The organism is Pseudoalteromonas sp. bablab_jr010 (genome assembly GCF_016464105.1).
Classification (GTDB): Bacteria; Pseudomonadota; Gammaproteobacteria; order Enterobacterales; family Alteromonadaceae; genus Pseudoalteromonas; species Pseudoalteromonas simplex.
This window is the reverse complement of record NZ_JACDWV010000029.1, coordinates 73,391-96,451: the sequence shown is the minus strand read 5'-3', so window position 1 is coordinate 96,451 and position 23,061 is coordinate 73,391. Positions and strand designations below refer to the sequence as shown.

General features: G+C 42.7%; 26 protein-coding genes and 1 pseudogene. 20 read left to right on the top strand and 7 right to left on the bottom strand.

The window, feature by feature from the left end:
* The 7 genes and pseudogenes from JIG37_RS01160 to JIG37_RS01130 form a co-directional block, all read left to right on the top strand.
* Nucleotides 1–232 (top strand): annotated as a pseudogene (locus tag JIG37_RS01160) (DUF2931 domain-containing protein); the annotation flags it as partial.
* Entirely contained in the window at nt 219–761 is a 543-nt protein-coding gene (locus tag JIG37_RS01155; protein WP_348535064.1) for a DUF2931 domain-containing protein, read from the top strand. The pseudogene JIG37_RS01160 and the gene JIG37_RS01155, both read left to right, overlap by 14 nt.
* Before the next feature lie 451 nt (nt 762–1,212).
* Entirely contained in the window at nt 1,213–2,760 is a 1,548-nt protein-coding gene (gene leuA, locus JIG37_RS01150) for a 2-isopropylmalate synthase (protein WP_054554476.1), read from the top strand.
* Complete coding sequence (leuB, locus tag JIG37_RS01145; protein WP_054554475.1) at nt 2,757–3,833, top strand: 3-isopropylmalate dehydrogenase; 1,077 nt, start codon at nt 2,757–2,759, stop codon at nt 3,831–3,833. The genes leuA and leuB overlap by 4 nt, the downstream gene beginning before the upstream one ends.
* Nucleotides 3,834–3,891: 58 nt before the next feature.
* On the top strand, nt 3,892–5,292 hold the full coding sequence (leuC, locus tag JIG37_RS01140) for a 3-isopropylmalate dehydratase large subunit (protein WP_199528422.1): 1,401 nt from the start codon (nt 3,892–3,894) through the stop codon (nt 5,290–5,292).
* Nucleotides 5,292–5,891: a 3-isopropylmalate dehydratase small subunit gene (gene leuD, locus JIG37_RS01135; protein WP_054554473.1), complete on the top strand. Its 600-nt coding sequence runs from the start codon at nt 5,292–5,294 to the stop codon at nt 5,889–5,891. The genes leuC and leuD overlap by 1 nt, the downstream gene beginning before the upstream one ends.
* 123 nt (nt 5,892–6,014) lie before the next feature.
* Nucleotides 6,015–6,608: a hypothetical protein gene (locus tag JIG37_RS01130; RefSeq protein WP_199528421.1), complete on the top strand. Its 594-nt coding sequence runs from the start codon at nt 6,015–6,017 to the stop codon at nt 6,606–6,608.
* A 2-nt stretch (nt 6,609–6,610) separates the two neighbouring features.
* Here JIG37_RS01130 and JIG37_RS01125 read toward each other — a convergent pair whose 3' ends face one another.
* Entirely contained in the window at nt 6,611–6,928 is a 318-nt protein-coding gene (locus JIG37_RS01125) for a hypothetical protein (protein ID WP_244664329.1), read from the bottom strand.
* Between the two features lie 175 nt (nt 6,929–7,103).
* Between JIG37_RS01125 and JIG37_RS01120 the strand changes: the two genes are divergently transcribed.
* Nucleotides 7,104–7,550, top strand: a complete 447-nt coding sequence (locus JIG37_RS01120) for a TerB family tellurite resistance protein (RefSeq protein WP_054554468.1) — start codon at nt 7,104–7,106, stop codon at nt 7,548–7,550.
* A 23-nt stretch (nt 7,551–7,573) separates the two neighbouring features.
* Here JIG37_RS01120 and JIG37_RS01115 read toward each other — a convergent pair whose 3' ends face one another.
* On the bottom strand, nt 7,574–8,143 hold the full coding sequence (locus JIG37_RS01115; protein ID WP_138600997.1) for an NAD(P)H-dependent oxidoreductase: 570 nt from the start codon (nt 8,141–8,143) through the stop codon (nt 7,574–7,576).
* 115 nt (nt 8,144–8,258) lie between these two features.
* Between JIG37_RS01115 and JIG37_RS01110 the strand changes: the two genes are divergently transcribed.
* Nucleotides 8,259–9,152 carry a LysR family transcriptional regulator gene (locus tag JIG37_RS01110; RefSeq protein ID WP_199528419.1) on the top strand — a complete coding sequence of 298 codons (894 nt, stop codon included), beginning with the start codon at nt 8,259–8,261 and terminating at the stop codon, nt 9,150–9,152.
* On the opposite strand, the gene norR is transcribed toward JIG37_RS01110, so the two are convergent.
* Complete coding sequence (gene norR, locus JIG37_RS01105) at nt 9,149–10,711, bottom strand: nitric oxide reductase transcriptional regulator NorR (protein ID WP_054554465.1); 1,563 nt, start codon at nt 10,709–10,711, stop codon at nt 9,149–9,151. The two genes, JIG37_RS01110 and norR, sit on opposite strands and share 4 nt — an antisense overlap.
* A 156-nt stretch (nt 10,712–10,867) precedes the next feature.
* On the opposite strand from norR, the gene JIG37_RS01100 reads away from it, so the two are divergent.
* Both JIG37_RS01100 and hmpA read left to right on the top strand, forming a co-directional pair.
* Nucleotides 10,868–12,100 carry an NnrS family protein gene (locus JIG37_RS01100; protein ID WP_054554464.1) on the top strand — a complete coding sequence of 411 codons (1,233 nt, stop codon included), beginning with the start codon at nt 10,868–10,870 and terminating at the stop codon, nt 12,098–12,100.
* Between the two features lie 20 nt (nt 12,101–12,120).
* Nucleotides 12,121–13,284 (top strand): NO-inducible flavohemoprotein, encoded by a 1,164-nt coding sequence (hmpA, locus tag JIG37_RS01095; protein ID WP_199528418.1) that lies wholly within the window; start codon nt 12,121–12,123, stop codon nt 13,282–13,284.
* Between the two features lie 114 nt (nt 13,285–13,398).
* On the opposite strand, the gene JIG37_RS01090 is transcribed toward hmpA, so the two are convergent.
* Nucleotides 13,399–14,052 carry an endonuclease gene (locus JIG37_RS01090; RefSeq protein ID WP_199528417.1) on the bottom strand — a complete coding sequence of 218 codons (654 nt, stop codon included), beginning with the start codon at nt 14,050–14,052 and terminating at the stop codon, nt 13,399–13,401.
* A 116-nt stretch (nt 14,053–14,168) separates the two neighbouring features.
* Here JIG37_RS01090 and JIG37_RS01085 point away from each other — a divergent pair, with 116 nt between their 5' ends.
* The gene (locus JIG37_RS01085) at nt 14,169–14,522 is read left to right on the top strand and encodes a VOC family protein (RefSeq protein ID WP_054554461.1); all 354 of its coding nucleotides are present in this window, start codon (nt 14,169–14,171) and stop codon (nt 14,520–14,522) included.
* On the opposite strand, the gene JIG37_RS01080 is transcribed toward JIG37_RS01085, so the two are convergent.
* Complete coding sequence (locus tag JIG37_RS01080) at nt 14,497–15,222, bottom strand: hypothetical protein (RefSeq protein ID WP_199528416.1); 726 nt, start codon at nt 15,220–15,222, stop codon at nt 14,497–14,499. The genes JIG37_RS01085 and JIG37_RS01080 overlap by 26 nt on opposite strands.
* Before the next feature lie 158 nt (nt 15,223–15,380).
* Between JIG37_RS01080 and JIG37_RS01075 the strand changes: the two genes are divergently transcribed.
* Complete coding sequence (locus tag JIG37_RS01075) at nt 15,381–15,761, top strand: hypothetical protein (protein ID WP_199528415.1); 381 nt, start codon at nt 15,381–15,383, stop codon at nt 15,759–15,761.
* Between the two features lie 7 nt (nt 15,762–15,768).
* Here JIG37_RS01075 and JIG37_RS01070 read toward each other — a convergent pair whose 3' ends face one another.
* Nucleotides 15,769–16,206, bottom strand: a complete 438-nt coding sequence (locus tag JIG37_RS01070) for a hotdog fold thioesterase (RefSeq protein WP_054554458.1) — start codon at nt 16,204–16,206, stop codon at nt 15,769–15,771.
* Between the two features lie 161 nt (nt 16,207–16,367).
* Between JIG37_RS01070 and lexA the strand changes: the two genes are divergently transcribed.
* The 5 genes from lexA to JIG37_RS01045 all read left to right on the top strand — a co-directional run bounded on the left by lexA (nt 16,368) and on the right by JIG37_RS01045 (nt 21,603).
* Nucleotides 16,368–16,985 (top strand): transcriptional repressor LexA, encoded by a 618-nt coding sequence (lexA, locus tag JIG37_RS01065; protein ID WP_054554457.1) that lies wholly within the window; start codon nt 16,368–16,370, stop codon nt 16,983–16,985.
* A 437-nt stretch (nt 16,986–17,422) separates the two neighbouring features.
* The gene (gene coxB / locus JIG37_RS01060; protein WP_199528414.1) at nt 17,423–18,565 is read left to right on the top strand and encodes a cytochrome c oxidase subunit II; all 1,143 of its coding nucleotides are present in this window, start codon (nt 17,423–17,425) and stop codon (nt 18,563–18,565) included.
* On the top strand, nt 18,565–20,160 hold the full coding sequence (gene ctaD, locus JIG37_RS01055; RefSeq protein WP_199528413.1) for a cytochrome c oxidase subunit I: 1,596 nt from the start codon (nt 18,565–18,567) through the stop codon (nt 20,158–20,160). Before coxB ends, ctaD begins: the two co-directional genes overlap by 1 nt.
* Complete coding sequence (locus tag JIG37_RS01050) at nt 20,160–20,690, top strand: cytochrome c oxidase assembly protein (protein WP_054554454.1); 531 nt, start codon at nt 20,160–20,162, stop codon at nt 20,688–20,690. The genes ctaD and JIG37_RS01050 overlap by 1 nt, the downstream gene beginning before the upstream one ends.
* Nucleotides 20,691–20,727: 37 nt before the next feature.
* Nucleotides 20,728–21,603 carry a cytochrome c oxidase subunit 3 gene (locus tag JIG37_RS01045; protein ID WP_138601007.1) on the top strand — a complete coding sequence of 292 codons (876 nt, stop codon included), beginning with the start codon at nt 20,728–20,730 and terminating at the stop codon, nt 21,601–21,603.
* On the opposite strand, the gene JIG37_RS22915 is transcribed toward JIG37_RS01045, so the two are convergent.
* Complete coding sequence (locus JIG37_RS22915) at nt 21,503–21,814, bottom strand: DUF2909 domain-containing protein (protein WP_138618448.1); 312 nt, start codon at nt 21,812–21,814, stop codon at nt 21,503–21,505. The two genes, JIG37_RS01045 and JIG37_RS22915, sit on opposite strands and share 101 nt — an antisense overlap.
* Nucleotides 21,815–21,828: 14 nt before the next feature.
* Here JIG37_RS22915 and JIG37_RS01035 point away from each other — a divergent pair, with 14 nt between their 5' ends.
* The gene (locus JIG37_RS01035; RefSeq protein WP_138601011.1) at nt 21,829–22,578 is read left to right on the top strand and encodes an SURF1 family protein; all 750 of its coding nucleotides are present in this window, start codon (nt 21,829–21,831) and stop codon (nt 22,576–22,578) included.
* A complete protein-coding gene (locus JIG37_RS01030; RefSeq protein WP_054554451.1) occupies nt 22,559–23,053 on the top strand; it encodes a hypothetical protein in 495 nt (164 codons plus the stop codon). Before JIG37_RS01035 ends, JIG37_RS01030 begins: the two co-directional genes overlap by 20 nt.
* Nucleotides 23,054–23,061: the final 8 nt, after the last annotated feature.

Here is a 23,061-nt window from a genome sequence, read left to right as displayed (position 1 = left end):
AGATGTGTATAAGAGACAGGATAAAGCGGGATATAAATTAGCTAAAAACTTACCTAATTTTAGTTATTACACAGGTGAAGTTGAGGACGAGATTTTTCCCTACCTAATTATTGGTATGGGAGAAACTGGTGAAATAAAAGTGTGGATATCAAATACACCTTCAGCAGGGTTCACAGTGCGAGTATTACATGAACTTGGCTCAGGGCAAGCGCAATGGCGTGAGAATTATTAAAATGCATTTAGCGACGATGGACAAGTTTATAAAACCACTCATCTCAATTGCTTGCGCTTTGTTTTTAGCAGGTTGCTCGTCAACGGGAAAAATAGATTACATGGTAGCAGGCGTAGGCACTGAGAATGGAAATGCTATTTGGGGGCGCTCAGTGGTATTTGATGATACATGGGGCATACCATCAGGGGCAGTTGAGTGTTGTTATGCTGAGGCTGGCGGTACAGTCAGTTTGTACGACCAAAAATTCCCGGAAAAAGTGGCGGTTGAATGGCTCGATAAATCAGAAAATAGAATTTATTACGGTGAAGTGGCCATAGATAAGGCGGGATATAAATTAGTTAAAAACTTACCCCCATTCACTGCGCACACAGGTAAAGTTTTTAACGATGTAAAACCCTATTTAATTATTGGTATGGGTGAGACCGGTGAAATAAAAGTGTGGCTATCAAATACACCTTCAGCAGGGTTCACAGGTCGTGTATTACATGAGCTTGGCTCTGGTCAAGCGCAGTGGCGTGAGAATCAATGATGTTTTTAGAGCACCTCACTAAATAATTAGATTTTTTCCTCGTACTGTTACTTTATGTGTATGTGATAACTATCACATTTAAAAGTTAATCTAAGCAATAGAAGCTTTACCTTCCGAAACTTTAAACGTTCAATGCATTCAATTGGGTTTAATTAACCTTTAAAGCGTGCTTTTATGGATTTTTAATTTCATTAACGCGATTTGAAAATCGATTTTGTGGAAAAATTATGCTTGCAAGCTGGTTTTTTGAATGTTAAAAATACAGCCACTGAACACACATTTAGTAAATTAAGATGCAAATTACACATTCAATTACATTAAAACTAAACCTCTTACTGCTTAAATCAGTGAGCGGGGCTTAGTGTATTTGCATTTGTAGAACATTAAAAAACCCCGCAACCGCGGGGTTTTTTTTATCTCGCTAATGGGTCATTGGGAACGAGGACAGTTTATGAAAGATAAGGTTTGGATTTTTGACACAACGTTACGTGATGGTGAGCAAGCATTAAAAGCAAGCCTAACCGAAGACGACAAAATTCAACTTGCGCATACCATTAGCCGCTTAAATGTGGATGTAATGGAAGTGGGTTTTCCGGTATCTAGCCCAGCAGATTTTCGCTCTGTACAGCGCATTGCGACAGAAGTGAAAGGGCCGATTATTTGTGGCTTAGCACGTGCAGTAGCAAAAGATATTGAAGCATGTGGTGAAGCGCTTCGCCCGGCAGAGCAGGGCCGTATTCATACATTTATTGCAACCAGCCCATTACACCTTGAACACAAATTACGTATGAGCTTAGACGATGCAACGGCAATGGCTGTTAAGTCGATTAAACTTGCGCGTAACTACACCGATGACGTTGAGTTTTCGTGTGAAGATGCTGGTCGTACACCGCATTGGGATTTATGCCGCATCGTTGAAAAAGCTATTGATGCGGGTGCATCAACTATCAACTTACCTGACACCGTAGGTTATGTAACGCCAGACGAATATGCTGCGATGATCCATCACTTAATGAACAATGTGCCAAATATCGACAAGGCGCGTTTAAGCGTGCATTGCCATAACGATTTAGGTTTAGCGGTTGCTAACTCAATCGCAGCGGTACAAGCCGGTGCTCGCCAAATCGAATGTACGATTAATGGTATTGGTGAGCGCGCAGGTAACTGTTCGCTTGAAGAAGTTGCGATGATCATGAAGATGCGTGAAGACCACTTAAAAGTGCATACCGATATTCGTAGTGAAGAAATTTACCGTGCTTCGCGTCAAGTCGCGAAGATTTGTAATATGCCAGTACAACCAAACAAAGCAATTGTTGGTGAAAATGCCTTTGCACACAGCTCAGGGATCCACCAAGACGGCGTATTAAAAGCCCAAAACACTTACGAAATTATGTCGCCAGAAAGTGTCGGTGTACCTAATAATCAATTAAACATGACTTCGCGTTCAGGTCGTCATGTTATTGAGCATCGTTTAGAAGAGTTAGGCTATCAAAAATCTGATTACGATATGGATAGCTTATACAGCAGCTTCTTAGCATTAGCAGACCAAAAAGGTACTGTGTATGACTACGACTTAGAAGCGATGATTTACTTTAATCAAATCAAAGATAAAGACGAGAAGTACCAACTTGAGTTTGTTAACTCTACGTCTAACTCACAATCGGTGGCGAGTTCAACAATCGGCATGACAATTGATGGCGAGTCTAAGCAAGAGGCAGCAACGGGTAACGGCCCTGTCGAAGCATCATTCTTAGCAATTGAGCGCTTAACGGGTATGTCGGTTGAGATGATTGAATATAATCTAGAAGCAACAGGCCAAGGCGCCAGCTCGCTAGGACAAGTGAATATTATCGCTAAATACGATGGTCGCCCATATCACGGCGCGGGCATTGCAGCGGATGTGGTAGAAGCGTCGGTACGCGCTATGATCCGCGTTTATAACTTAATTTATCGTGCACAAAAAGTGTCTGATTTAAAACAACAGAGGAAAGCAGGATGAGTCAATCGAATTACAGTATCGCAGTATTAGCAGGCGACGGGATTGGTCCAGAAGTTATGGCAGCAGCAGAAACCGTCTTGGATGCTGTAAGCGAAAAATTTGGTTTTACTTTGACTCGTCATCACCACGCGATTGGTGGTGCTGCCATTGATGAGTTTGGTCAGGCACTGCCGCAAAGTACATTGAGTGCTTGTGAAAATGCCGATGCGATTTTATTTGGCTCGGTAGGTGGTCCTAAGTGGGAAAACTTACCACCTAACGAGCAACCAGAGCGAGCTTCACTGTTGCCACTGCGTAAGCATTTTGGTTTGTTCTGTAATTTACGCCCAGCACAATTATTACCAGCACTAAGTGCTGCATCACCGCTGCGTGCAGATATCAGTGCACAAGGCTTTGATATCTTATGTGTGCGCGAGTTAACCGGTGGTATTTATTTCGGTGAAAAAGGCCGCAGTGGCGAAGGTGAGCAAGAAGCCGCTTTCGATACCCAAACATATTCACGTAAAGAAATTGAGCGCATCGCACGCTTTGCATTTGAAGCCGCTAAGCTGCGTAGTAATCATGTTACCTCGGTTGATAAAGCGAATGTGTTAGCGACCAGCGTACTTTGGCGTGAAGTGGTCTCTGAAGTGAGCAAAGACTACCCAGAGGTAAGCCTTGACTACATTTATGTTGATAACGCGGCAATGCAGTTAGTTAAACAGCCAAGTCAGTTTGATGTATTACTTTGCGATAACTTATTTGGTGACATTTTGTCTGATGAGTGCGCGATGATCACCGGCTCTATGGGCTTATTACCATCAGCGAGTTTAAATCAGTCTGGCTTTGGTTTGTATGAGCCAGCTGGTGGCTCAGCACCTGATATCGCTGGTAAAGGGGTTGCAAACCCAATCGCACAAATTTTAAGTGCTGCGCTTATGTTGCGTTACTCACTAGGGCAAGATGAAGCGGCTCGTACGATTGAAAAAGCGGTGGCAGAAGCGGTTGAAGCAGGTGTTGGTACGCCAGATATCTACCCAAATGCAGGGTACACCACCAGTGATGTTGCTGCGGCAATTGTGGCACGTATTTAATTAAAAATTGTTTGCGCTGAGCTCGTCACTCAGCGTAACTAAAATGAGGGAATAGCAAGTGGCCCAAACCTTATACGATAAAATTTGGCAAGCTCATGTAGTCGCCAGCATAAATGATCAAACCGATTTACTTTATATCGACCGTCACCTAGTTCATGAAGTTACATCGCCGCAAGCCTTTGCTGGTTTACGTGAGAAAAACCGTAAAGTACGTTGCCCAGAAAAAACCTTTGCGACCATGGACCATAACGTTTCAACAAAAAGCCGTTCATTAGATGCTGCGAGTGATGTGTCGAAAAATCAATTAATGGCACTGGATGCAAACTGTAAAGAGTTTGGTATTCAACTTTATGATTTAAATTCGATTAATCAAGGTATTGTGCATGTAATGGGGCCTGAGCAAGGTATTACCTTACCGGGCACAACCATAGTGTGTGGTGACAGCCATACCTCTACCCACGGTGCATTTGGTGCACTAGCGCACGGTATTGGTACTTCAGAAGTTGAGCATGTTCTAGCCACTCAAACACTGCAGCAGAAAAAAGCCAAGTCATTAAAAATTCAAATAAATGGTCGCCTACGTCCAACCGTTACTGCCAAAGATTTAATCATGGCAGTGATCGGTAAATTAGGCACTGCGGGTGGTACTGGCTATGTTGCTGAGTTTTGTGGTGAAGGGATCGAAGCGCTGTCTATGGAAGCGCGTATGACGCTTTGTAATATGAGTATTGAAATGGGCGCAAAAGCGGGTTTAATCGCACCAGATCAAACAACTTATGATTATTTAAAAGGTCGCCCATTTGCACCACAAGGTGCTGACTTTGATAGTGCCGTTGCCTACTGGCAAACACTAAAAACTGATGAAGGCGCAGAGTTTGATCATGTTGTTGAATTAGAGGCTGCTGATATTCAACCGCAAATTACGTGGGGTACCAGCCCTGAGCAAGTGATTGGCGTAGATGAATTCATTCCTGATCCTGAGCAAGAACCAGACCTAATCAAAGCTGATGCAATCCGTAGCGCACTAAAATATATGGGCTTAAAAGCCGGTGATAAATTGTCTTCTGCGACTGTTGATACCGTATTTATTGGCTCATGTACAAATAGCCGAATTGAAGATTTACGTGCTGCTGCGCAAATTGTTGAAGGTAAGCAGGTTGCAGCGGGTGTTGAAGCGCTGATTGTTCCAGGCTCAGGTCTTGTTAAAAAACAAGCCGAAGACGAAGGCCTTGCAGATATCTTTAAAGCAGCTGGCTTTGAATGGCGTGAGCCAGGTTGTTCAATGTGCTTAGCAATGAATGACGACAGATTAGAAGCAGGTAAACGCTGTGCTTCTACATCAAATCGTAACTTTGAAGGTCGCCAAGGTCGCGGTGGCCGCACTCACTTAGTGAGCCCTGCAATGGCTGCGGCAGCGGCAATTCATGGTCGTTTTGTTGATATCAGAGGAGAAGCCTAATGAGTGTATTTTTTAGTGGCTTAATGGCCCCGTTAGATAAAAACAATGTTGATACTGACCAAATAATTCCAAAGCAATTTTTAACGTCGACCAGCCGTGATGGTTTTGATGCGGCACTTTTTTACGATTGGCGTTATTTAGATAACGGCGAGCCAAACCCTGAGTTTATTTTGAATCGCCCTTGTTATCAAGGTGCGCAAATTCTTTTAACTCGCGACAATTTTGGTTGTGGTTCATCGCGAGAGCACGCGCCATGGGCATTAAAGCAATATGGTTTTGAAGTGATCTTAGCGGAAAGCTTTGCTGATATTTTCTTTAACAACTGCGGCAATAACCAAATGCTTGCTATCGCATTACCTGCAGAAACACTTGAGCAATTATTTGTACTGAGTGAACAGCATGATGATATTAATATCGAAGTTGATTTAGAAAACCAACAACTTCGTAGCGATAAGTTTGACACTATTCACTTTGATATTCGCCATGACATCAAAGAGCGTTTATTAAGTGGCTTGGACTTTATCGGTGTGACTGAAACACTTAACAGCCAAATTGATGCCTTTGAGCAGCAACTTGCAGCAGAACGCCCTTGGCAATAACCTGTTTTTCCATGTGAACCTAAACGCGGCCAAGGCCGCGTTTTTTTGTTATTTATCGTAATTGTTTTCTTTATGGCCTTTAAACCATTAGCCTAGACTGAAGTTTTATTTAGGGAACACACCATGAAATATTTAGTGGCATCGATGCTCGTGGCAGCATCATCAGTAGCGGCTGCACGACCTGCACCTTTAGTGTCAATTCCAAGCCATGATGGCTTTTTTGATAATATCGCTGCCCATTGCGGTAAAGCTTACGAAGGTAAAGTGAGCGTTGATAACGCAGCTGGCCCGAGCTCATTTGCGGGCAAAAAGTTAGTAATGCATGTACGTCGTTGTAACGAGCGTGAGTTACAAGTGCCATTTCATGTAGGGGATGATGCATCTCGAACTTGGATCATCACAAAAACGGGCAGTGGACTTAGTTTAAAGCATGACCATCGTCATAAAGATGGCAGCGATGATAAATCAACCATGTATGGTGGCCATACCCTTGATGCGGGTTTTGCTAACGCACAGTCGTTCCCGGCTGATCAATACTCAAAAGAGTTGTTTGTGAGCCAAGGTATTCCCCAATCAATGGGTAACACGTGGCAAATGTATATTTATCCAAAGCAATTTACGTATCGCTTAGTGCGTGAAGGACGTGAGTTTCGCGTTGATTTTGACCTAACTAAACCTATCACGCCGCCAAGCACGCCGTGGGGATATGAAGACTAGTACTATTTAGCTTCGTCTTCACACTGTAAAACAACCGTTAAAGGGGGCTGATAGGCGCGAGGTTTAGTTGGAAAACGTTCATATTCCTGCACTCCATCAGTCACTCTTAGCATAAATGGTTTGTCTCTACATAAGCGACTGGCATGGCGCAGTAAGAATACGCTTTGATTGCGAAAGTGCTTGTAGTCGTCAGACTGAATTTCGAGATGGTAGCGGCCGTCGGCCAATTTAGTTTGGTAGTAATGGACTTTTTCGTCGAAGTCATAGAGCTTTTCGGTTTCGCCTTTTGCTGCCTGCGCATTACTGCACACCGCTAACATTAAAACGGCGCTAATTAATAGTGCTTGTGTACTTCTCAGTTCACTCATAAACACTTAACTCCATGTGATTAATACCTTGTTTCATCGTGATGTTGAACCTGAATTAGCATCCATAGTCAAACTAAGGTAACGTTACGTCTTACATGTAGTCTAACACCCAAAAAGGGAAAATGTGATGCTCAATAAAATAAAACAGCTGTTTTCAGCGCTGAATGATACCCAATCTAGCATTACTGAGCATGACCTAAAAACCGCCGTTGCTGCGTTATTGATTGAGGTTATGCGTGCAGATAATGAGTTACAAGATGATGAGCAACAGACCCTGAATGAGACCTTAAAGAAGTATTTCTCGCTTAACGAGGAAGAGGTTCAAGAGTTAGTTGCAAGTGCATCGCAAAGCCTAGATGATGCAATAGATTATTTTCAGTTTTCAAAGCAAATTAATGCCCAGTGCAGCGCCGAGCAGCGTATTGATATCATCGAGCTTTTGTGGCGTTTAGCCTACGCAGATGGCAATTTAGATAAGCATGAAGAAATGGTTATTCGCCGTGTCGCAAGTTTATTGTATGTAACCCATGAAGATTTTATCGCTGCTAAGTTAGCAGCGACAAAACTAAGTTAGTAGCGATAAAACTAGGCTAGCAATTATTTATTTAATTTGCTCGCTACGCTCACAAGTTGCTGGGCAAGGCTGGCAACTTTATCGGCTGTATCAGCATCGCTGATGCGGCCTTGCTCATCTAATTTGCTGTGGATAGCAGGCACTGCAAGTTGATCTGCAAGCACTAAACTACCAATACCCGATAAAATATCACGTACGTGATTTAAACCACGTAAGCCACCTAAACCACCCGGTGACGATGCATAAAGTGCTGTGACTTTATTTCGAAAAGCAGGCACTGCACCTTGCTCTGTACGAGATGCCCAATCGATTGCGTTTTTAAGTGGTGCTGTAATTGAGCCGTTATATTCTGGGCTTGCTAATAAAATACCGTCAGCTGCGCGAAGCTTATCTTTCAATAATTGTGCGCCAGCAGGTGTACCTTGCGCTTCAATATCTTCGTCAAATAAAGGTAAGTTTAAATCGCTTAATTTAATCACTTCTACTTCAGCACCACTTTCGAGGGCGAAGCGCGCAGCTTCATTAATCAGTTTTTGATTAAAGCTGTCTTTACGTAGACTGCCTGCTAGGGCAATAATTTTTGGTGCTGTCATGATGGCTTCCTTTTTTAAGCTTCACTGTTGATATACTCACTGTAGCAAAAAACAGCTTGCAGAAAAGCCAAATAAACGCAAAACTTATGTGCGTATATGCACACAAGGAGCCGTTATGGCGATTCAATTTGATGATTGGCAAGATGTAAAAGTCGCTTTTGAAGTGGCAAGACTTGGCACGTTAACCGCTGCTGCTGAATCGTTAGGTGTTCATCACAGCACAGTGCTTAGAAGAATCAACAATTTAGAAGATAACCTTGATGCGCGGTTATTCCACCGTCATGCCCGTGGCTATACAGTGACAGAAATAGGCGCTAAGTTGTTTGCGACTGCAAAATCGATTAACGCTGAACTTGAAAAACTTCACAACGATATTATTGCCGCTGATAGCCAACTGCGAGGCAGTTTATTATTAACTACGGTCAGTGGTTTTATTGATGTGCTTAGTGATGTCTGCGAACAGTTTCAAAGCCTGCACCCGCAAGTGCAGCTCGAAGTTATTCTTGATCAAAACCGCTTACGTCTTGATCACGGTCAGGCACACATTGCCGTGCGAGCAGGTCCTCGGCCTGATGAAGGCGACTATATTGCCCAGCATTTAGCTGAACTTTCGTCAGGGTTTTATGCCTCTAAAAGTTATATTGAAAAGTATGGCATGCCAAAGAATATTGAGCAGTTGCAGCAGCATAGTTTTGTCTCTGGGGTGGCTGGCTATAACGGTAAAGTGCCTTATTTTGCATGGGTTGATCAACACATTGAATCTTCGCAAATTAAGCTACGGGTGTCTGAAACATCAGAAGCTACAAGGGCGATTGTGAGGGGCTTAGGAATTGGTGGTTTACAGCATGAAGTGGCAAGCCAATACCCTGATCTGCTGCCAGTGCTTCCTAAAGAGCTAAACTGGCCAACGGATCTTTGGCTGGTAACGCATCACTTGGTGCATCGCACAGCCAAAGTCCAAGCATTTAGTCAGCTTTTAAAAGCCTATTTTAAAGATTTAAAAGCTTAAACAGACTTTTTAACGCTAATGCCTAGCCGTTTGGCTAGGCGCACAAGGTTGGCTCTATCAACACTTAAGCTACGTGCTGTGGCAGCCCAGTTTAGGTTATGTAGTTCAAGTTGTTGCATAATCAATTGATAACTAAAAGCGTCAGTTGCCTCTTTCAGCGATAAGCGAGTGGCTTTTTGTTCGTTAACTGCAACAGGGCTTGGTGCGGCAACGGCGGTTTTAGCAATATCACAATGTTCAGGCTCGATTGTGACAATGCTTTGTTGCCATTGCTGTTGTTTGGCTTTGAGTGCTGCGCGACTGATCACATGTTCAAGCTCTCTCACATTGCCTGGCCAATCATATTGACGCAGTAGTAATTGTGTATCGCTACTAAGCTTAAGTTGCTTAATTGCCAGTTTTTTAGATGTTTGCTCAATAAAAAAGCCTGCTAATAAAATAACATCGTTATCGCGCTCTTTTAGTGGTGCAACATGCAATGGGTAAACGCTTAATCGGTGATAAAGATCTGCACGAAAGCGCCCCGCAGCGACTTCTTGTTTTAAATCGCGATTGGTTGCTGCAATCACTCTGACATCAACATAACGGCTTTGATCTTCCCCCACCGTTTGTACTTCACCACTTTGTAATACACGCAATAACTTACTTTGCATGGCAAGCGGAAGTTCGCCGATTTCATCTAAAAATAGCGTGCCGCCATCGGCGAGTTGAAACTTACCCTGGCGAGCAGTATGTGCGCCAGTAAATGCGCCTTTACTGTGACCAAAAAATTCACTCTCGGCTAAGTTCTCTGGTAACGATGCGCAGTTTAAGTGGATCAACGGCATGTCACGGCGTTTTGAGTTTAAATGGATATTGCGCGCAACGAGTTCTTTACCGACGCCTGTATCACCTTGTATTAAAACGCTAAATTCTGAGGCAGCCACCAGCTGAATATCATTTTTAAGGGTCTGCATTGCTTGGCTATTACCAATAATTTCGACACCTTCTCGTGTTAGTGCCTCAAGGTTAAGCTGCTGCGCAACTTGATGGCTGTGCTGTGCGTGTTGCATAAAATGCTGCAAGGTTAGGGCATGCTCAACATAGCCTGCAGCTAGCTGTTTTAGTTGATTGAGCTCGTTCATTGCTAAAGCGTCAAAGGCATGTTCATCTAAACTATCAAAGGTCAAAACACCCAATAGTTCGTTGTTATCTTTGCTACTTAGCAGCGGCACGCCCATGCAGGCATGAACAGGAAAGTCGCCATGCTGGCTTTGTAATAAACCATCGTAGGGGTCGGGTAGGCCACAATCTTTGGCAAATTTTAGCGGTTCACTGCCACGGCATATTTCAAATAAGCGCGGATGCTCCGCTATTTTAAAGCGTCTTCCTAACGTATCGTCCGACAACCCATGAAGGGCTACGGGCTTTAACACATCGCCTTGTTTCAATAATAAGGCAACTGCATCACATTCAAGCCAATCATTAATGCAACTCAACAGATAACTGAAATTATGATCAACACTGCTTGCTTTGGTAAGTGCAAGTGCAACATCAAGAAGGGATTTTTTGAGCATCATGTCAATTTGACCTGAATGTGTTTTATTGATGCTTTTAATGGTGTGTCATTTTGACTTATTTATCAAGCGTCCAAATTTAATGTGTTGATATTTAATGGTTTTTATTTTTGGCTTGAACTGTGCAATAGCTGGGGAAATTAAACGCTGAGAGCACGAATGAAAGTCATTAATTTAACTGAACCTATGCCAACTAAGATCAAATTTTATCAACTCAGCCAGTGGCCGTTATGGGCATTAGCATTTCGGCCTTTTTTCTTGGCGGCAGGTGCCTTAGCTGTATTTGCTATGAGTTACTGGTTTTTAATCTTGGCGGGCTATGCACAGTGGCACCTAACAATGCCCGCAACGCTTTGGCATGCTCACGAAATGCTGTTTGGCTTTGCAGGCGTGGTTGCCATGGGCTTTTTGCTAACCGCCGCACAAACATGGACAGGTGTGGCGAGTGTAAGTGGTATTAAGCTTTGTTTGCTTAGCATGATTTGGCTTGCTGCAAGGTTTAGTTTTTTTATTGAGATTGCAGGGTTCGAGCAGCTAAACCTTTATATTGTTAGTGCGCTACAACTCGTTTGGTGGCTAGCTGGAATTATTATTCTAGCTGACATGCTGATACAGGCAAAAAGCAGCCATAACTACTTATTTGTTGTCATCGCATCTTTGCTCTGTGCGCTCAATGTGATTTTTTTGAGCTTAGTTGTACTTAATAAAATGTCGCTGGCACTGGGGGTTGTTGATACCGCTGTACTTATCATGACACTGCTAGTTGGTGTTGTGGCTGGGCGAGTTGTGCCATTTTTTACCGCGCGCGGCCTTAACCTAAGTGAACAAGTTAGAACCCCGAAGCTCGATAAATTAGTCGTATTTAGCTCATTTTTCGCCATTGCGTGGTTTTTTATGAGTCAGCTATTTTTTAGCGCAATGAGCACCGGTTGGGTTTTTGCTTGGCTTGCTTGTTTACATTCAGCCAGGTGTGTTTTGTGGTGGCATAAAGGCATTCTAAAAGTGCCTTTGCTATGGTCATTACATGTGGCTTATTGGGCTTTATCGGTTGGTTTAATACTCGTCGCGCTGAGCTATTTCAGCCCAATTATCTTATTCAAAGATGCGCTTCATCTGATCACTGTTGGCACCATAGGTGTGATGATTATCGCCATGATGGTACGTGTCTCTCATGGTCACACTGGGCGCGCATTACAAGCCCCTGCGTACATTAGTTTGGCATTTGTACTCATTGTGATAGCTGCCATTGTACGTTCGTTACTTCCCGTTTATTTAGGTCATCACCTTGCATGGCAGTTAAGTGCGTTGCTGTGGGTTGCTGGCTTTAGCTTATTTTTATTTCATTGTGCGCCCATCTTAGTGAATCGTCGTGTTGATGGTCGCCGCGGTTAATCTCTCCAATAGGAAAAACTATGTTATCTGAAAAAACGATCCAGATTGTTAAAAGTACTTTGCCGTTGCTTGCACAAGCAGGCCCTCAAGTGACTGAGTATTTTTATGATCGTATGTTTAGCTACAACCCAGAGCTTAAAAATATTTTTAATATGACGCATCAGCAATCGGGCTCTCAGCAATTTGCGCTATTTAATGCCTTAGCTGCCTACGCGGCAAATATTGATAACTTGGCAGTGTTAAAAGGTGCGCTTGCGCGCATTAATCATAAACACACCAGTTACCATATTTTGCCAGAGCATTATCCTATTGTTGGTGGACATCTGATTGCGACTTTAAAAGAGTTATTGCCAGAACAATTTACTCCTGAGGTCGAGTATGCATGGCGTGAAGCCTATTCATTATTAGCGGATGTATGTATCAATGAGGAGATGTCGCTATATCAAAAAACCAAAAAGGCACCGGGAGGTTGGTTTGGTACTCGTACTTTCACAATTACAGAAAAACGTATGGAGTCATCGCAAATTTGCAGTTTCATATTAACGCCTGCCGATGCAAAGCCTGTTGTGGCGTATTTACCGGGCCAATATTTAGGAATTAAAGTAACGCCAGCAAACAGTGATTTAACGCAAGTGAGGCAATACTCTTTATCACAGCAAAGTAATGGCCACAATTACCGAATTAGCGTGAAAGAAGAAGGCTTGGTATCTAACTACCTACACAGCTTAACTGAGGGGGATGAGGTAGAAATTTACCCACCTGCAGGCGACTTTGTGCTTCGCGAAATCGACTCGCCTGTTGTATTGATTTCTGCGGGTGTTGGTCAAACCCCAATGATGGCGATGCTCGAAACACTATTAAGTAATCAACCTAACCAGTCAATCCATTATCTACATGCTTGCGACAGTGAGACGCAGTTTGCCTTTAAAGAGTATTTAATACAGCAACAACAAGCGCACGCTTCATTACATTGTGTTACCTGGTTTAAAGATGGCAAGGGGGGCGATTTTGCGGGCTTGATGGATGTAAACCACATCGCTGACAGCTTACCAATTAGTAAAGGTGACTTTTACCTGTGTGGCCCTATCGCCTTTATGGCAATGATCAAAGAGCAGCTGCTAAGTATTGGGGTTGCAAGTGAACGCATTCACTACGAGGTGTTTGGCCCTCACCAAAGCTTATGATGTAAAAGGCGTAGCTGAAGCTGCGCCTTTTTTGTTAGTTAACTTCGCGCTCTAGATCAGGAAGTGAAATACGGAGCTCTTTTTGTACTTTAGAAGCCCATAAGAATTTCACTATTAGAGTAACTTACGATTGCTAATTTCAGCTATTTCAAGCTTTTGCCACGATTCAAATAGCTTGCGTTGTTTGTCTGATATTTTTAAGCCATAGGTTCTTTGCATATAAAAATAGGTATCGGCTATTTGCTTTCTTGCATAAATGGGTGGCTCAAATACGCGCTGCTTAAAGTCGATTTTTACAGGGCATGCTCCGTAACTTGCACTTGATGTTGACACCATGCCGTAGCGAAAGTTTGAACGGTCAGCATTGATCTCGCCTATAGCAGGGGCAAGGTTATTAATGTCGGCTTCCATTTGACGGAATTTCGCACTGACCTTTTTACAGTTTTTACGACCGCCATCTTGCCAGCATTGTAATTGATGACCAAACTCCCAGGCAGGCACAATGTGCTCCCACTCTATTCTTTTTGCGCGGGCATTCTCTTTTCCTGAGCGGGTGACAGGGTTTCTAGGAATATAACCACACGCATCAGGATCTGGCACAAGTTTTTTACCTTGGCGCTTTATGTCGCAGCCACAATATAAGCTTTTACTGTTGCTTGGTAGATTCTTAATTAAATGCTTTTTGGCACTGTAAAAGCTCGAAAATTCTTTAGCGGATATAGGAAAAGTGAAAATAAAACACAGGGCTAAGTATAGAAATAAACGCATATCCATCACATCAGTGAACTACAGGAAGCGCTATTTTAGAGCGACTATTCTAAAAATGAAAAGTTTTTCAACTCAGCTATAGTTGTTAGGCCGTTTTAATTAAAGGAATTACAACTATGTTATTAGGTGCCTTCTCAGTGAGTTTAAATGTCAAAGATATTCGTGCTTCAAAGCAGTTTTATGAAAAGCTAGGTTTCAACGAGTTTGCTGGGGAGATAGAACAGCATTGGCTAATTATGAAAAACGGTGAACATTTAATTGGTTTGTTTCAAGGTATGTTCGACAAAACCATGCTGACCTTTAACCCAGGGTGGGATCAAAATGCTGAAGCTTTGGATGAATTTGCAACCTTTGAGCAATTAGCTGCACAATTTCAGCAACAAGGATTAGAAATACAAAAGGCCGGTGACGCGAGTTTTATTATCACCGACCCAGATGGCAATCCTATTTTGATTGACCAACACGTGTAGCTGGCTTTTTACGTTTAATTCGAACGTTTTGTAGTAACAAGAGAACTCCTGTAATACAAAATAGTACGCTGGTGGCCGAGAAGCTGATGAGTAGTGGATTGTTAAAGTTCTCACGCTCATCATAATCCATAATGTGTAGCATCCAGAAAAAGTCGAAAATGCGCCACAGGGTGCTGCGCACAGTAATAAGGTTACCGGTTTGGCTATCTAAATATAAGGTTGTTGATCGCCAATCATCGAAGCTAATTTGCCAAACATTGGCTTTGTGACCGACTTCTCTAGGCCCTTTTGTTAATAACTGCGCTTGCGTTATTTTTGCGTCAATAAGCAGGTGAGCTTGCGCATTTTCAATGATTTGCGCTTTACTCGGTGCAGGCATTTTAGCACCTGTTCTGCCATCAAAAGTAAACGTACCGCTAGAGGATGTAACTTCTATAATCGGGGTATTTAAAAAATGGCTATATTTAATACCTTCAATTTGCTCAAATTGCGCTGTTATCTTATCAACAGATGCTAAGTAGTCTGACAATAAAAATGGGCTACTTAAACTGCGATTAGCCAAATGTTTGCCATGCACTTTTTCAAGTGGTAATGAGCTCATTACCAGCCCACCTAAGAGCCAAAAAAAGATCTGTAAAGCAAGTAAGTAGCCAAGCCATTTATGCCCTTTACGAGCATACTTAAACAGGCGTTTATTCATTATTACCCCGTTATTATTGTTATGTGGGCGCTATTTTAAGTTGTTTAGCTAGATTGCCAATGCGGCATAATGTCGCATTAACTGTATTCTAGATTTGGTATATATACAAAACTGAGTTAAAGTTTCAGTCGATATCAACAGAGGGTAAAAACGAGAGTATGTCGGAAATTCAATTTTTAAATGTAGATCTGGAGCTTGAATCAAAGCACGATATTAGTGCGCTTGTTGCTGATTTGAAGAAAAACGCCATGGTTTTACATTATGACCAAGATGAATACCGCCAACTAGCACGTATTGAAGCAACCGCAGATATCAGCTCTCCAGATAAAGCCATTAACCAGCTTTGCGAGCTTATTGAGTCTTGCTCGCGCAATGCATTAAAACAGTGGTTATCGTGCTCAAAGCGTACATTTGATATAGGCTTTGAATCAGGTAATTCGCCTAAATGCTTTAACCAACCCCTGCATGCCGACACCTTGTTACGTATCTCAGCAATTGGTGCAGGGATTGAAATTACTATTTATCCTATTGAAAAATAGCCAGAATTTATCGCTCTACAACAGCTGCGGTCATTCTTGATACGCAGCAAAGCTCTCCTGCGGCATTGGTAATTTTAATATCCCAAACAGATGTTCGCTTACCTAAATGCAGCGGTCTTGCTGTTGCTGTTAACGTTCCTTTGCGTGACGCTTTCATGTGGTTGGCATTAATTTCTTGGCCAACAGCATAGAACTTATTGAAATCAACCACGAAATTGGCTGCATAGCTTGCCACTGTCTCTGCTAATACAACGTTTGCTCCGCCATGAACCATACCCATAGGGTTATGATGCTCAGGAATAGCAGGCATAGTTGCCATTAAATAATCATCACCAATTTCAGTCACCTCAATGCCCATAGTTTTCATTAAAGTGCCTTGACCGGTGATCCCTTGTTCTAGCTCTTTGCAAAGCTCTAACGTGATTGGGTGGTGCCAAATACTCATTGTGTTTCCTTAGCCTGCTAATTAAAGCTAATACCTTATGGCATCTTTCGGTGTGGTTCAATGTTAGTTTTGTAGCAATATGATGGGGTTAATTTAAATTTGCGATTTTCAAATAACTGTATATACTCACAGTTAAATGTACTGTATGGAAAACCAGTTGTATGCGCCCATTAACTAAACGCCAATCGCAAATTTTAGAACTAATTAAAGTCTTTATTAAAGATACAGGCATGCCACCTACGCGTGCTGAAATAGCTCAAACATTAGGTTTTAAAAGTGCCAACGCTGCTGAAGAACACCTAAAAGCACTGGCTAAAAAAGGCATGATCAAAATGAAGCCTGGGGCGAGTCGCGGTATTCAGTTAATTGAAGAAGATGAGCCAGAGCAACTAGGCTTACCTTTAATTGGCCGTGTTGCAGCTGGTGAACCTATTTTGGCGCAAGAGCATGTTGAAAGCCACTGCCAAGTTGATCCTTCATTATTTAAACCTGCAGCCGATTTCTTACTGCGTGTAAATGGTATGAGTATGAAAGACATTGGTATTATGGATGGCGATTTGCTTGCAGTACACAGAACACAAGTTGCTGAAAACGGGCAAGTAGTTGTAGCTCGAGTCGATGAAGATGTAACAGTTAAGCGTCTAGAAAAAGCGGGTCGCAAAGTACTTTTACACGCTGAGAACGAAGAGTTTTCGCCTATTGAGGTTGACCTTGAGCATGAGTCGTTCAACATCGAGGGGTTAGCGGTAGGTGTTATTCGTAACGCTGACTGGATGTAACTGTTCCCAATTTGGTGCATCAAATTGACTCAATTTGGTGCGCCGCTGAAATTTTACTACTTAATTAGGATTTGTGAATCCTTACTCTTCATTTAAAGCCTTATATGGCGCAGTTTTCCTCTCTTTTTATATTTCGTTTTTACTCCTAAACATTAAATAACGCGCTGATTATAGTTGTTATTTCTGCACCAAAATAAACATTTATTATCATTAAAACTTGCTTATTGGTCATTTTTTAACTAATTGGTTAATACACTGTATTAACACCTAATTAATAAAAAGACACAAAAATGTGCGAGGTGTTAGTCATGGGGTCGGTATCATAAGTGGGTCAAAATGATACGTAGTCGCTCTGAACAATAAGAAAAACGAATGGGCACCTTGCTGTATCGCCTTTTCGCTTTGCGTCTTGCAATAGCATCTAAAGGAGCCGTCACATGGGTAAACTGCGTTACGCCTTGTGGCTTATATTGTTTGCACTTCCTGAGCTTGCATTGGCAAATAGCCAATACAATATGCGTAAAGGGGTGACCGATATAAGTAATAATGTTTATGAGTTACACATGACGATATTTATTATCTGCTGTGTAATCGGCATCATCGTATTTGCGGTGATGTTTTGGGCTTTAATACACCACCGTAAATCCAAAGGGGCCAAGCCTGCCCAATTTCATGAAAGTACAAAAGTTGAAATACTTTGGACTGCCATTCCATTTGTCATCTTAATCGCCATGGCTGTGCCTGCCACAAAAACCTTAATTGCCATGGAAGATGCCTCTAAAGCCGATATCACCATTAAAGTGACGGGCTCACAATGGAAGTGGCATTATGAGTACATGGGTGAAGACATTGCTTATTACTCGATTCTATCTACACCAAAAGACCAAATAGACAACAAAGCAGAGAAAACTGAGCATTATTTGCTTGAAGTAGATAAACCGCTAGTACTTCCTATCAATAAAAAAGTTCGCTTTTTAATGACTTCAGACGATGTAATTCATTCATGGTGGGTGCCTGATTTTGCGGTTAAAAAGGATGCAAATCCTGGGTTTATCAATGAAGCGTGGACACGTATTAACGAGCCAGGCGTGTACCGTGGCCAATGTGCTGAGTTATGCGGTAAAGATCATGGCTTTATGCCTGTTGTGGTGAAAGCCTTACCTGAAGATGAATTTGCTAATTGGCTTGCAGATGCTAAGCAAGAAAAAGCCAATGCGGCCGCAGCGGATGCTGCTTTGCTTGATCAAACATTACCGAAAGAAGAGCTTATGACCTTGGGTGAGCAAGTCTACATGGCTAGTTGTGCTGCATGCCACCAACCTACCGGTATGGGCCTACCTGGCGTATTTCCAGCACTTAAAGGCAGCCCGATTGTATTAGGTGATGTAAAAGATCACATAGATATTGTGTTACACGGTAAGCCTGGCACAGCAATGCAAGCGTTTGATAAACAGCTTTCAATTAAGCAACTTGCTGCGGTTATTACTTATAAGCGAAACGCGTGGGGTAATGACACCGGCGATGTTATCCAACCGAGTCAAATTCAAGCCGCGATTGATGCAGCAGCGGAGGCGAACTAATGAGTAACGTTATTAACGAGCAAGCAACTGGGCATGCGCATCACGACCATCATTACCCAGCTAAAGGTTTTAAGCGTTGGCTTTACACCACCAATCATAAAGACATCGGGAGTTTATACCTGATTTTTTCACTCACCATGTTTTTAATTGGTGGAGCAATGGCAATGGTGATCCGCGCTGAACTGTTTCAGCCTGGATTACAGTTAGTCGATCCGCACTTTTTTAATCAAATGACTACCGTACATGGCTTGATCATGGTGTTTGGTGCCGTTATGCCCGCGTTCACTGGGCTTGCAAACTGGATGGTACCTATGATGATAGGCGCACCGGATATGGCCTTACCACGTATGAATAACTGGAGCTTTTGGATATTGCCTTTCGCATTTTTAATCCTCTTAGCTTCGTTACTCATGCCGGGTGGCGGTCCTGCGTTTGGTTGGACTTTCTATGCACCACTCTCCACCACTTACAGTAACGACAACACCGCACTGTTTGTATTTGCTGTACATATCATGGGTATCAGCTCAATTATGGGGGCGATTAACGTTATCGTGACCATCGTCAACCTAAGAGCGCCGGGTATGACGTGGATGAAGCTACCGCTATTTGTTTGGACATGGTTAATCACTGCATTTTTGTTAATTGCTGTTATGCCTGTTTTAGCAGGGGCGGTCACTATGGTGTTGACCGATAAATACTTTGCAACCAGCTTTTTTGATGCAGCCGGTGGGGGCGACCCTGTGATGTTCCAGCACATTTTCTGGTTCTTCGGTCACCCTGAAGTGTACATCATGATTTTACCAGCCTTTGGCATTATATCGACTATCGTACCTACCTTCTCGCGCAAAAAGCTATTTGGCTACGCGTCTATGGTGTATGCAACTTCATCGATTGCGCTGCTAAGTTTTATCGTTTGGGCACACCATATGTTTACCACTGGGATGCCTGTGGCAGGCGAGTTGTTTTTCATGTACGCCACCATGCTCATTTCGGTGCCAACGGGCGTTAAAGTGTTTAACTGGGTGGCCACCATGTGGCGCGGTTCAATTAGCTTCGAAATTCCGATGATGTTTGCCATCGCCTTTATTGTGTTATTCACCTTAGGTGGTTTCTCTGGCTTGATGCTTGCGATTACACCGGCAGATTTTCAATATCATGATACCTATTTTGTGGTGGCACACTTCCATTATGTGCTTGTGACAGGAGCTGTGTTCTCAATTATGGCGGGGGCCTACTACTGGTTACCGAAATGGACCGGCAACATGTATAACGAAACGCTGGCGAAATGGCATTTTTGGTTATCGCTAATCAGTGTCAACGTGTTGTTCTTCCCTATGCACTTTGTTGGCCTTGCCGGTATGCCGCGTCGTATTCCTGACTATGCACTGCAATTCGCTGACTTTAACGCCATTATCAGTATTGGTGGTTTTGCATTTGGCTTATCGCAACTGTTGTTTGTGTTGGTGGTATTTAAATGTGCCAGAGGGGGCGAAAAAGCGCCTGCCAAAGTATGGGATGGAGCTGAAGGTTTAGAGTGGGAAGTCGATTCTCCAGCACCTTATCATACCTTTGAAACACCGCCGGAGATTAAGTAATGAACCATGCACCTTTGCTAAAAAAACTGCTGATTACATGCTTGCTCATGTTTGCTTTTGCTTTTGCAATGGTGCCGCTTTACGACGTGTTTTGCGACGTTACAGGGTTGAATGGTAAGCCATCATTAGAAAAAGCGAGCGCGAGTGAATCAATAAATACACAGCGTCAAGTTGATGTCAGCTTTACCACTCACGCTCAAAGCGGCGCGCCATTTAAGGTGCAGTCTGAGCAATACAGTGTGGCAGTACAACCTGGTGCCATGCGTGAAGTTAAATTCTCAGCGAAAAACACCAGTAATGAAGACAAAGTCATGCAAGCAATTCCATCAGTATCACCGGGTAAAGCGGCAAAGTACTTACATAAAATCGCCTGTTTTTGCTTTGATCAGCAGCCAATGAAAGCCGGTGAAGAAATGGAGTTTACCTTGTTGTTTTATGTTGATACTGAGTTACCCGACGATGTTGAGGAACTGACGTTGTCGTATACCGTGTTTGATATTAGCGGGCATGTTGTGGCTAAAAACGATTAAAAGCCGCCAAGCTAATTGCTAATTGGGAGCAAACAAAATGAATCAAAATTATGAAAAATACTATGTTCCAGCCGAGAGTCCTTGGCCAATAGTTGGCGCCATCGCGATGTTTTTAATTGCTGTTGGTGCTGGTTTAACAGTGATGCAAGTAAGTGGTGAGAGCAGTAGTGGCCAGTATGTGTTGTATCTAGGCATTGCCATATTAATCTATATGGTTTTTAGCTGGTTTAAAAACGTTATTGAAGAGTCTCATAAAGGGCTTTATTCAGCGCAAATGGATCGTTCATTCAAACAAGGTATGGGCTGGTTTATCTTCTCTGAAGTTATGTTCTTTATGGCATTTTTTGGCGCACTATTTTACGCCCGTATGATTTCGGTGCCTTGGCTTGGTGGCGCAAGTAATAATGCTATGACCAATGAAGTACTCTGGCCAACCTTTGAAGCCGTATGGCCGCTATTAACTACGCCAGCGGGCGAGACCACACAAGCTATGGGCTGGCAAGGTCTACCATTGATCAACACGCTTATTCTACTTACCTCGTCGGTCACAATTCACTTTGCTCATGTTGCTATTGAAAACAATAAGCGCGGCGCCCTGAAGGTGTTTTTATCTTTAACCGTGCTATTAGGTGTGATTTTCCTTGGCTTACAAGTTTATGAGTATATGCATGCTTATCAAGATCTAGGTTTGACCTTAGATGCGGGCGTTTATGGGAATACCTTTTTCTTGTTAACGGGCTTTCACGGTATGCACGTGACACTTGGAACCATTATTTTATTTGTAGTGCTACTAAGAATTTTTAAAGGCCACTTCACGAGTGAAAAGCACTTTGCCTTTCAAGCAGCTGCTTGGTATTGGCACTTTGTTGATGTGGTGTGGTTGTGTTTATTTGTATTTGTGTACGTGCTGTAGCTTTGTGAAGCGGCGACGGGTTGGTGTGAATAAAGCCTAATTTCATTGCGGCAATGATGAGCACCAGCACAATACCTGAAAACAGCACTCGACGACCTAAATAATGCGACATGGGTTTCGAGTGCTCTTTTGCTGACATCATCACAAACAGCGCTCTAAACAGGTTGAACAGAATATAAAGTAATAACAAAACAATAATGATTTTAATCATATTAGGTATTCCAAATGCAGTTAATTTTATGGCGCAAACAAAAGCTTAGCTCAATTATCGCAATTTGCGTTGTGATACTTGCAGTGCTTATTTGTTTACGACTCAGCGTTTGGCAATACCAGCGAGGCGAGCAAAAACAGCAGCAACTAAGTCAGTTAGCCGTTTCGAAAGAGCAAGGAGTTTTGAGCTGGCAAGAGCTGCAAAATTTACCTAGAGAGCTGAACAAAACGGGCTTGCAAGTCAAAGTCTCTGGCGAGGTAAATAAACAACAGTACTGGCTGCTTGATAATCAAATTTATCAGGGGCAAGTGGGCTATGACTTACTAGTAGCTATGACAATTACCGGCGAAACCGCGCCTATAATCGTTAACTTTGGTTGGCTAAAAGCTCCTGTAAACCGCAACCTGTTACCAACCGTTGAGTGGCCAGAATCAACAAGGTTTTCGGCCACAGTGCAATTGAAACAAGGCAACTTACAAGGCTTCACACTTGCCGATGAGATTGGTGCAGAACAAGGCTGGCCTAAGCGTATTCAAGGCATCGATTTAACAATTTTTAGTACTCAATTAGCAAAGCCCTTACAAGACTTTATTGGTTATCGTAATGAAGCAGATGGTATTGCAACCCCGCATTACCAGAGTGTCGTGATGGGGCCAGATAAACATTACGCCTATGCCGTGCAGTGGTTATTAATCGGCTTAGCGTGTGTAGTTATTGCTTTTTTTGCGATGAGAAGGAGAGGTTATGAAAATAAACCCGCTTAGTTTGTTCGTTTTGTGCTGTTTTGTGCCGTTGGCACTTGCATATGCAGCATTAAAGCTTGAGTGGTTACCGAGTGGTTCGAGTAATCATGGTGAGCTTTTAAGTGAAGAAGTGAAGCTAGTTGATTGGCAACAAGGCGAACCTAAACAATGGACTATTGCGCTTAATTATCCAAAAGAGTGCACTGATGTTTGTGCAAGCCAATTAGCCAGTCTAGATAACCTATATGTCGCTTTAGGTAAAAATCAGCAAAAAGTGGATGTGGCGGTACTGACAAATCAACAGCAGGTATCGGCAAATTGGCGTCAATTAGCAGTAAGTCCTGCACTCAAAGCGGGAGACCTATATTTAGTTGATCACATGGGCTTAGTGGTTTTGCATTACCCCTACACGGCTGAGCCAGAACAAAACAGACTGATTCAAAAAGGCTTACTTAAAGACTTAAAGAAACTACTTAACTATGCGCGTTCAAGTTAAACCTCATT